6 protein-coding genes are annotated in these 6,627 nt (G+C 45.3%); 4 read left to right on the top strand and 2 right to left on the bottom strand.

Going from position 1 to position 6,627, the window contains the following annotated elements; translation table 11 throughout:
* Window positions 1–192: 192 nt before the first annotated feature.
* On the bottom strand, window positions 193–981 hold the full coding sequence (locus GPL15_RS08980; protein ID WP_215698155.1) for a LuxR C-terminal-related transcriptional regulator: 789 nt from the start codon (window positions 979–981) through the stop codon (window positions 193–195).
* Window positions 982–1,250: 269 nt separating this feature from the next.
* Here GPL15_RS08980 and GPL15_RS08975 point away from each other — a divergent pair, with 269 nt between their 5' ends.
* Genes GPL15_RS08975 through GPL15_RS08965 form a run of 3 tightly spaced genes read left to right on the top strand, consistent with a single transcriptional unit; the run spans window position 1,251 to window position 3,893 of the window.
* Entirely contained in the window at window positions 1,251–2,021 is a 771-nt protein-coding gene (locus tag GPL15_RS08975) for a DUF169 domain-containing protein (protein ID WP_215698153.1), read from the top strand.
* A gap of 12 nt (window positions 2,022–2,033) precedes the next feature.
* Window positions 2,034–2,375: a YhdT family protein gene (locus GPL15_RS08970; protein WP_215698151.1), complete on the top strand. Its 342-nt coding sequence runs from the start codon at window positions 2,034–2,036 to the stop codon at window positions 2,373–2,375.
* Between the two features lie 21 nt (window positions 2,376–2,396).
* The gene (locus tag GPL15_RS08965; RefSeq protein WP_215698149.1) at window positions 2,397–3,893 is read left to right on the top strand and encodes a hypothetical protein; all 1,497 of its coding nucleotides are present in this window, start codon (window positions 2,397–2,399) and stop codon (window positions 3,891–3,893) included.
* A 455-nt stretch (window positions 3,894–4,348) separates the two neighbouring features.
* Here GPL15_RS08965 and GPL15_RS08960 read toward each other — a convergent pair whose 3' ends face one another.
* On the bottom strand, window positions 4,349–4,888 hold the full coding sequence (locus GPL15_RS08960; protein WP_215698147.1) for a PadR family transcriptional regulator: 540 nt from the start codon (window positions 4,886–4,888) through the stop codon (window positions 4,349–4,351).
* A 405-nt stretch (window positions 4,889–5,293) separates the two neighbouring features.
* Between GPL15_RS08960 and GPL15_RS08955 the strand changes: the two genes are divergently transcribed.
* Complete coding sequence (locus GPL15_RS08955; RefSeq protein ID WP_215698145.1) at window positions 5,294–6,526, top strand: MFS transporter; 1,233 nt, start codon at window positions 5,294–5,296, stop codon at window positions 6,524–6,526.
* Window positions 6,527–6,627 lie beyond the last annotated feature (101 nt).

Here is a 6,627-nt window from a genome sequence, read left to right as displayed (position 1 = left end):
GAAGTCCATAAAGAGTTCACCGTGAATGGGCACCGCACTGTCTTTTTTCGTCCTTGAAGGCCTTAGTATTTCTTAGGGTCTGCATCCGCCCCCCAATTCCTCTCATCCACGGCCGCCTGCCCCAGATTCCCCATCTTCATGGCGTCACTCCTGCCATCTCGTTAAATAAAGATTTGAGCGTATTCAATATTCTTATGTAAAACGCTCCAACACCTTTAATAGCTGAACCCGGGTTTTTACCCCGACTTTGCGGTAGATGTTGTGAATATGTTTTCTGAGAGTGGAATCGCTGATACACAATCCGCCGCAGATATCTTCACTGGTTTTTCCGTAATAGATCAGCTGAGAAATCTCGGTTTCTCTTTTGGTCAGGTCATAATTCTTCGAAAATAAAGTGATCGGTTCGGTAAATGCGGAGGGAAGAGAGTTTTTGGGCGTCATATGAGTGGTCAGAAGATAATAAAGCTTCAGTTCAAAATGAATTTTCATCACATCCATAATGTACATCTCTTTTTCAGTAAAATCCCCAGCCTCCTTGGATTTCCACAACACAATGGCTCCTAAAGGGCAGTCATCGTGAATTAAGGTGGTATAAAGCCCGTAATGCAGGTTTTGAGGGGCCAGGATATCCTGATAAATCGGAGTTTTAGTCCAGTCCGTTTCCATGCTGATGTCGGAATAGCGGAATACATTGCTCCATGGAGTGTACATATAGTCCGACCATTTGGCGGAATAATTCCCTTCCACATATTTGCTCTCGTCAAAAAAAGATCCGGGAGGACTGATGGAATAAGGGCTGGTCATGCGTATCTGGCCTTGTTTATTCTCTGCCTGGAAAACAATCCCTTTTGTATAGGGAATCATAGTTTTAATTTGTTTTAGACTGATTTCAGCGAATTCCTCGTAGGTGCTGCATTGATTGATCCGGTAGATCAATTGGGACAGGAAGGACCACTCACAGTTTAACAGGGACTGAGGCATAATAAATACTCCTTTTTACGTTTCTGCTGTGTTACTAATTTGTCAAATTGTTATCTATTAGTATATCACAGTCTGATAACTCAGGCAAAGCTTGAATTTCTGCATCGATTATATCATAAATGTAGAACAAAATACCTGTAAAATAGAAAAAATATTCTAAGAATTCTGCATATCTTCACATTTCTGCCAGATAAGATCATTGGCTTCTTCAATTCCTCCACAGCCCGCAAATTGTTATAATTATATCATAAAAGAGGAGGTATAAAGGGATGTTAAGTGAAAAAGCAAAAGAACAGTTTGCCAGACTGGAACTGGATTACGCGCCGGTTGCTTTGAAGTACTGTGCCGTAAAACCTGAGGGGGTAGAGCATTATGACGGCCATTTCGCTTTTTGCGAATATGTGCGGGAAGCTCAGAAGAGGAAGGGGAAATTCTACATCAGCAAGGAAAATGACGCCTGCTATGGAAAGGTATCCTTAGGAATGATCGAAAAACCGCCTGTGACGGCCAGCGGACAGGCAGGCTTTGATTTTGGCATGTACCGGACCGCAGCAGCCTGTAGAAAGCTGTACCAGGAACTGCCGGTTATTGTTCCCGGCACAGTGAATTATGTGGTGTTTTCACAGTTGGATGAGTGCGACTTTGACCCGGATCTGATCATTTGCATCGCGGAAGTTGAAAAAGCGGATATTCTGATGCGCGCCACCAGCTATATCACCGGTGATTTCTGGGAATCCAAATCATCCCCAGTGATGAGCTGTTCATGGATGTATGCCTATCCGGTAATATCCGGTAAAGTAAATCATATTACAACTGGTTTTTATCATGGCCTCAAGAGGAGGAAAGCCTATCCGCCGGGACTGAGAATGATCGCGATCCCTTATCAGAAGATCGATGAAGTGATTTTGTCATTGGAGGAAATGGACTGGACCGCCATTGCTTTCAGAGAAGATGAAGAGAGCAAGGCGGAGTTAAAACGCAGAATGGACCGCTGGCAGGAGATGGCAAAGGAACTGAACAGCACCGTGGATCTGAAATAAGGGGGTATTTTTATGGGAAATGCAAAAGAAAATAAGAAGGCAATTGACCCATCCAGCCGGGATTATGATTTCAGTGACATCAAACCGGATGAAAGATTTGTACAGATCATGAAGGAATATTGGGTTGTAATCGGAGTGTTTATCGTTCACTGCGCCCTGCTGATCATTAATCTGTATACACTCGGCGCAGATCCGTCTAAATACACTTATGTATTAGGTCTGCCGCTCTGGCTGTTTTTGGAACTCTGTGAATTTGTGGTCATGATCATCACCTGCTTTTTTATCATAGACCACGTATTCATGGATATGGATGTGACGCCGAGAGGCAAACTCATTAAAAAAGAGAAAAAGTAATTCGTACAGGGGGAAAAATATATGGATCTTGGTATTTCAAGCGGAGCACGGTCCGTTATTATCATTGTTTTTACATTGTATACGGCAATTTTATTTTTCTACAGCCTCTATTCCAGAAAATCGATGAAGTCCACCGCAGTGGATAAATATGTAAATGAATATTATACCGGCGGGCGTGGAATGGGTATGCTCATGATTGCCATGATGGTATCGGCGGGAGTGGCCGGAGCCGGAGTTTTCCTGGGAGTGCCCGGCTATATCTATTCCCTGGGAAGCGTATGGATGCTTTGCTGTTTCTGGAGCACGACCATGAATTTTATGGTGTTGGGACAGGTTGGTAAGAAGACGGGTATTGTGGCCCGGAGAATCGATGCCCAGTCATTTGTCAGCCTGCTGATGCACCGGTACAACTACAATAAACTGTTCGGATTTTTGGCATCAGTGGTACTGCTGATTTTCCTGGGCGGTTTTGCCGTATCCACCATCGTGGGCGGCGGCAGAATTTTTCAGGTTATGACAGGGCAGCCTTACTGGATCGGACTTGCGATTTTCACTGTTCTCGTTATCATAGCGGCTGTTTCCGGCGGAGTAAAGGGTGTCGCAACCGCAATTGTAATCCAGGGAATCATTATGACCATCTCAGTTGTGATATTATTCCTGATGGGTAAAAATGCGGCAGGCCCTTACGGGGAAGTTGTTAAAAATCTGGTGGATACCCAGCCGGAATGGTTCATGCCTGCGTGGAAACCACAGATGGTATTTTCCTTCGCATTCCTTTGGGGCTTTACTACCTTTACACTGCCTCATGTTACCATGTCGGCTCTGACCTATAAGAACACCAAAGTGCTCCACAACGCGATCAAAGTTGGATTGGTGATCGTTTTTGTATGGCTGGTCTGCCTGAATATGCTCTGTTTTCCGATCAAAGCCATGTTTCCTGAATTAGCCGTACCGGATATGGGGATCCCGCTCCTCACTGTAAAGGTACTTCCGTCCTGGGTGGCAGGACTGGTGCTGGCCGGTGTCTGCGGAGCGGTACAGTCTTCTGTAGGCGGCATGATTGTAGCTCTCAGTTCCTGTTTTGTAAAGGATTTCTATCAAACCCTGTTTCAGCCAAAGGCAAAACCGGAAGTGTTAAAGAAATTGTCGCTGGTATCCACCGTTGTGATTTCACTGATCATATTCCTGTTCGCATTGAATCCGCCGGCATTATTGGCGAGTTTAATTACATATTCAACCGGAGGGCTGACCGTTGCATTCACCAGCACGCTGCTTCTGGGCTACTACTGGAAGGGAGCCAATGAATATGGAGCCATAGCCGCCATTGTAACTGGAATTCCTCTTTATCTTTTAATTGACAAAGGCGTGCTTCCCTGGAGTTTAGGAATGAATGCATGTATCGTGGCAACATTGATATCTACGGTTATCATGATCGTGGTAAGCAAAATAACACCGAAAACGCCATACGGAATTATTGCAACCTGGTTTGGAGCGGATTATCCGGAAATTGGGGAGTAGGAGTGGTGTAGAAATGGGATTTAACGGGTGAAAGTTACGCAGAAAAGCGGGAGGAGGGGGCGGACAGACGGCCGGATTTTTGGAAGGGGCCAGGCCCAGGAGCATCCGTCGGGGATGAAAACCGGCTTCCAACCGTAAGTGAAACTAAGACTCCAGGAATGAAAAAAGACGGTCCGATGCCCATTCACGGTAAACTCTTTATGGACTTTACCGTTCAGTGGGCATCTCAGAAACTGATTTGGTTTTCAGTTTCTGCCCGTCTTTTTTCATCCCTGGAGCCTAAGTTTCACTAACGGTTTCCAGATGGCTTTCATACCCGACGGATGCCCCTTGGCCCGCCCGCATCCAAACATCCAGTCCGTCCCCTCCTCCCGCTTTCCTGCGTAACACCCTCAACTAAATAAAGATTGATCTTAGACATACTTATTCCCCAGAACCGCAATTCTTTTATGCGCTCACATGCGCTTCAAACAATTTTTTAGCCACTGGATATATGACGTTTCCCTGATAATCGCACCTTCTAACACCATGAAATCCCCGCATTCCTTTGTGCCTACAGGCGGAGGAGTATTATGATGGTTCTGTTCCATGATATCGGAAAGATACTGGCGTTTAGAGGTGTGTTTTTTAATCTGTTCCTGGAGATGCTTTTTCAATTCTTCCGGCGTCATGAAGTCAGAAAAATAAAGACGGAGGCGGAATACATCCTTTGGAGTGGGCCCCAAAGGATCGTCTTCCATCAGCCACTCCATCAGCTCCCTGCGTCCCTTTTCCGTAATGGTGTACAGCTTTTTTTCCAGTTTTTCACCCTGAATGACAACCTGGCAGGTGACTAATTCTTCTTCCATCAGCCGGCTCAGTTCAGGGTATACCTGACTGTGTTTCGCATACCAGAAGTTTGCCAGATTATTGCTGTTAAATTCCCGGGTGATATCATATCCGGTCATGGGTTCCCGGTTAATTAAACCTAAAATTGCATATTTTAATGTTCTCATAGGAACGCTCCTTTATGGATGAAATCTGTAAATCTTTTATAGTTGATTCTATCATAAATTCCCAAAATAACAAATTAAATTGTAAATATTGTGAAATGTAGACAAAAAATGGAATGCATGCTTATCGAAAACTTACAAAAATGTTTGATTCAACATGTCATAATTTATATGTTCGATAAAATGTGTTATAATCGCGTTATGCAATAAGGAAAAGAGGGGAGATGACATGATGTACCTGAGGTTTCAAAAGGCTAAGGGTACCGGATAAATGCTGTCTATAAAATTCAGACAGCGGATCTGCACAGGCAAAAGCAGGTCATTTTTGAATAAAATGAAGGAAAAAGCTATAAAAAAGTAAGGAAAAGAGGCAGCCATATAAGGGTGTCCTCTGAAAAGGAGTAAAGTATGAATAAAAAATTAAACCGCTGGGTTTACGCCGTTGTTGGCGTCATCGTATTGCTGTTGGCAGGGCTGGTCTATGCATGGAGTGTATTTTCATCTCCCATAGCAGCTTATTTTTCTGAGTGGACGAAAGCGCAGTTGTCCCTTACATTCACCATATGCATGGGATTTTTCTGTGTGGGCGGTCTTGCAGGCGGCCTGTTGTCCAATAAGATCAATACCAAGGTGGGGGTATGGATATCGGCAGCCTTGTTTTTTATTGGATTTTTTATTGCGTCAAAGAGCGGCAGTCCGGCCACTCTCTACATCGGATACGGAATGTTCTGCGGCTTTGCGTCAGGCTTTGTTTACAATATGGTGATGAGCACTGTATTGGGCTGGTTCCCTGATAAGCAGGGTCTCATTTCCGGTGTTTTGCTGATGGGCTTCGGCTTCGGCAGTTTTATTATCGGGAAGGTATACCAGGCGGCGACTCCTGCCGGACCGGGCATAGATGTTTGGAGAAACTCATTTTTTGTTTTCGGCATCGTCCTTTTAGTTGTGCTGGGTGTCAGCGGTTTTTTCTTCGTCAAGCCTACGCCGGCTGATCTGGCCGGAATCAAAGTTGAAAATGGATCCGGCAAAGAGAAGAAAAAGGAAGCCGGTTTAGAAGCCACCCCAGGTGAAATGTTAAGAACATCGGCATTCTGGCTGTATTTTGTCTGGGCCATCCTTTTAAGCGCGGCCGGACTGGCCCTGATATCCCAGGCCAGCGGGGTTGCGACGGAAGTCGGCCCCAATGTAGACCCGGGAACCATTGCAACCGTAGTTGGCCTTATTTCCGTATTTAACGGTATCGGCCGTCTGATTTTCGGCGGTTTATTTGACAAAATGGGCCGCTCCAAGACAATGGCCATCATTACGGTCGCATTTATCGTATCTGTTGGTGTGGTACTCATCGCCCTTACACAGAAGAATTTCGGCCTGATTATAGCAGGATTTATCTGCACCGGTTTTTCCTACGGCGGAATCAACCCGACAAACTCGGCGTTTATCAGCGCGTTTTTCGGAAGAAAGAATTATCCCGTGAATTTTTCAATCATAAACATGAACCTTTTGATTTCCTCTTTTGGAGGAACGATCGCCGGAGCGTTGTACGATGCCAGCGGATCTTTTGTCAGCACATTTATTCTCATGATCGCCGCAGCGGCCGCAGCGCTTGTCTGCAGCGTCCTCATAAAGAGCCCGAAGAGATAAATTGGGATTTAAGTGGTGAAGGTTACGCAGGAAAGCGGGACGAGGGGACGGACTGGATGTTTGGATGCGGGCGGGCCAAGGGGAATCCTTCGGGGATGAAA

It is taken from the genome of Clostridium sp. MCC353, from assembly GCF_018785315.1.
Classification (GTDB): domain Bacteria; phylum Bacillota; class Clostridia; order Lachnospirales; family Lachnospiraceae; genus CHH4-2.
The sequence above is the reverse complement of the archived record's forward strand: the minus strand, read 5'-3'. Positions and strand labels throughout refer to the sequence as shown.